The sequence below is a fragment of the Treponema primitia genome, assembly GCF_046533075.1.
GTDB classification, from domain to species: Bacteria; Spirochaetota; Spirochaetia; order Treponematales; family Breznakiellaceae; genus Termitinema; species Termitinema primitia_B.
Genome location: NZ_JAJQRB010000013.1, coordinates 1 through 2877 on the forward strand (window position 1 = coordinate 1; position 2877 = coordinate 2877).

At 48.7% G+C, this 2877-nt stretch carries 6 protein-coding genes; all 6 read left to right on the forward strand.

The window, feature by feature from the left end; translation table 11 throughout:
* Positions 1 to 154 precede the first annotated feature (154 nt).
* The 6 genes from LQZ19_RS02640 to LQZ19_RS02665 all read left to right on the forward strand — a co-directional run bounded on the left by LQZ19_RS02640 (position 155) and on the right by LQZ19_RS02665 (position 2377).
* Positions 155 to 454, forward strand: a complete 300-nt coding sequence (locus LQZ19_RS02640) for a hypothetical protein (RefSeq protein WP_411046091.1) — start codon at positions 155 to 157, stop codon at positions 452 to 454.
* Positions 455 to 913 (forward strand): hypothetical protein, encoded by a 459-nt coding sequence (locus tag LQZ19_RS02645; protein ID WP_411046092.1) that lies wholly within the window; start codon positions 455 to 457, stop codon positions 911 to 913.
* A gap of 343 nt (positions 914 to 1256) precedes the next feature.
* The gene (locus LQZ19_RS02650; RefSeq protein ID WP_411046093.1) at positions 1257 to 1589 is read left to right on the forward strand and encodes a BrnT family toxin; all 333 of its coding nucleotides are present in this window, start codon (positions 1257 to 1259) and stop codon (positions 1587 to 1589) included.
* A gap of 7 nt (positions 1590 to 1596) precedes the next feature.
* The gene (locus tag LQZ19_RS02655) at positions 1597 to 1869 is read left to right on the forward strand and encodes a BrnA antitoxin family protein (protein ID WP_411046094.1); all 273 of its coding nucleotides are present in this window, start codon (positions 1597 to 1599) and stop codon (positions 1867 to 1869) included.
* Positions 1870 to 1890: 21 nt separating this feature from the next.
* Positions 1891 to 2145 (forward strand): hypothetical protein, encoded by a 255-nt coding sequence (locus LQZ19_RS02660; protein ID WP_411046095.1) that lies wholly within the window; start codon positions 1891 to 1893, stop codon positions 2143 to 2145.
* 31 nt (positions 2146 to 2176) lie between these two features.
* The gene (locus LQZ19_RS02665; RefSeq protein ID WP_411046096.1) at positions 2177 to 2377 is read left to right on the forward strand and encodes an XRE family transcriptional regulator; all 201 of its coding nucleotides are present in this window, start codon (positions 2177 to 2179) and stop codon (positions 2375 to 2377) included.
* The last annotated feature ends 500 nt before the right edge of the window (positions 2378 to 2877 follow it).

The window sequence follows — 2877 nt, forward strand, 5'->3', positions numbered from 1 at the left end:
AAACCGCCCCCTTTAGCCAACGTCTGTGGACTTTAGTCCAGAACGACCCTTACCGATGCAATCTAAATATACAGCAAATTATCAGTTAATGCAATGGAAATACTATACATTCGGAGTAGCCTTTAAAATGAACAACACCGGGGAGGAGATATAATTGTGGTGGCTGTTTGTAAAGATGGTGGAAGATGCTTCCGCTGTTGTTTATGAATACGGCTATGAATCCAAGGAACTAACCGGTATGATCAAATATAACAAAAAGTCCAAGGTAATAACCCTGACAAAACTGGCAGCCGGGGATTATGAAAAGGATCCTTCCGGGGTAAACAAATTCTATGCCTTGACAAGAGAGAGGTTTTCGGAAAAAAAAGAAATAGCCCCGCCCTGGAAAACCCCGCCACGGCCCGCCTGGCGCGTCCTGGATGGTTTTAGAGTAAGTCACAAAGGAGTCCGCTAAATGAGCAATGTTAGTACCCCGGTACAGCATGATGGCGAATTTGTTCTTACCCGCGACGGCAACAAAGATTTTGGGGAAATCTCACCGGAGATCGCTCAACGAATCAGACGGCAAGCGGGAAAAATTCGTCTTAGGATCGGGAAACAAGAAGGTGGTAGAAAAAATTATGGGGAAAAGCACATAGAACGCAAAGATAGGATGCAAGAACTCAAATCAAATGGGTATCAAAACGCCCGCGATCTGGTTCAGGCAGTGTCTCATAACTATGATGCTATCTATGAAGGTAGAGGTAGTCGCCTTATATTATATAAAAAAGTTGATAAAAAAGGATTATCCCTCTTTATTGAGCTTACTCTATCAGGTGACGATGATTTTTATGATGTAAAAACCGGCATGGTAACCCGTGAAACATATTATAAAAACAAAAAACCGCTCTGGGAACGACCCCAAAACGGTTAAATATCTGGTTTAGCCGGGGCGCCGACCCGGCAACACCTGAAAGGTATCCCTGCGCATTTTCGGTACGCCAGATACTTAGAATATAGGCTAGGCCGCTTTCCCTGTCAAGGTAAAAATACAGGTCTTGACCGTCTTAAGGAAACGAGGGGAAAAGAGAGAGAGGAAGAGGATGCAGCCCCGCCCCGGAAAACCTCACCACGGGCCGCCTGGCGCGTCCTGGAGGGGTTTACAGGGTCCCATGATAAACCGGAAGGTTCCGGGGCGCTTCTTTGTCTGGCCCTGCCTACATCTCTTAACACCTAAAATCGCTTGACATAGCATACATAAAGTAATACATTAAACCATGAAGTTAAGCGGGGTTACTTGGAACGAAGAGAAGGCGCGGAAAAACCTTGAAAAACACGGGGTGAGCTTCGAGACCGCGCAATACGTTTTTTCAGACCAAGGCCGCCTAGAGCGTTTTGACCGAAGCGAGGAAAATATCTCCGGAGAGGAACGCTGGCAAGCCCTCGGGAAAGTAGGGGACACGCTTTTGGTAGTGTATGCCGAGACCGGGATCGAAAAGCGTTTAATAACGGCGCGGCTGGCCACAAAGGCCGAGAGGAAAAGCTATGAAGGATATTACACAATCGACGGGAAGGGTTGGACAAATCGGACTAAAGTCCGCGCCAACTAAAGACGAAATGAAGCGGATACAGGCGGAACTCCGGGAAGCGAAAAAGCGCCCTATAAACCTTGAGGATGCGCCGGAACTATCCCCGGAGGCCCTCAAGGAATTTGCACATCTGGCAGCCGAGCGCGACCGGAAAAAGAAACGGCAGGTAGTAACACTCCGGCTTGCCCCGGGTGACGTGGCAAAATACAAGAGCCTGGGCAAAGGGTATACCGGAATCATGGCCGACGTGTTGCGCTATGCTGTTGATAACCCAGAGATACTTTCACAGGTCCGGCAATAACTCTGCGGAGGTATTGGCGCTATGAAAACGGTAGAGGAATACATGAATGCCCCCCGGATCATCAATGACCCGGAAATGGTGGATGCCCCCAAAACAATTCGGGAGATCCACGCCATACGACTAAAGCACCGGGATGAAACTAAGGACATGACCCCGGAACAGTGCCGGGCTTATGTCCACGCCGGCGCCATGGCCGCCTATGCGGAGGCAGGAATAACCCCTCGGAGCGTCAATCTTGCCGGGCAGGGGAGAATCCGCCCCAAGGTTACGGTATAGCCGTTAGACGGACTGTTTAACGAGAAGGGCAATGAAATATAAGAGCGCTATTTTTAAGCACATTCACCAGGACGCTACGGATATGTATAAGGCCGGGGCAATCACCGCCGAGGAAATGCGCCGGTATGATGCTTCTTGCTTGGTATCCCCTGCCGATAATTCCCGGGCTCGCGCCACCAATCAACCTGCCTTGTCCGCAAGCCCCGGAACCCAGAGCCGTAGTATCAAATAAGAACGGTGTCCCGGGAGCCGGTTACTAGGATGCCGGGAAGAACCGTAAGCAAAGCCTTTTTACAGGTTCGGAATTATCCTTTTTTTGACTTTTTACCGTATGCTATTTGTATGCAACATAGAGGTATAATCAACTAATTATATATATACAAATGAATTATGGAATATTATTACAGGTCTGCAAAACCTTTATGCGTTGGTTCGATTCCAATCGGCGCCTTAGTTTGAAGTTTTTGCTGTTGCAAAAACTTCCCACCCGATAAAGGTGGAATCGAAGGGTTTAGTCCGCCGACCAACGGGAGGAAAAGGCGCCATGGATGACGGCTAGCCGCCGAATGGCGGCGTTAAATCCATTCTACTCGGCAAACGGACCGAAGGGACGTATGGCGCCGACAGGACTAAACCCTGGCCTGGAATGAGCAAACAGGATGTTTGCGAATGGAAGGCGATTCCAATCGGCGCCTTAGTTTTTAGTCTACTTTGTTTGATATTTCTTTACAT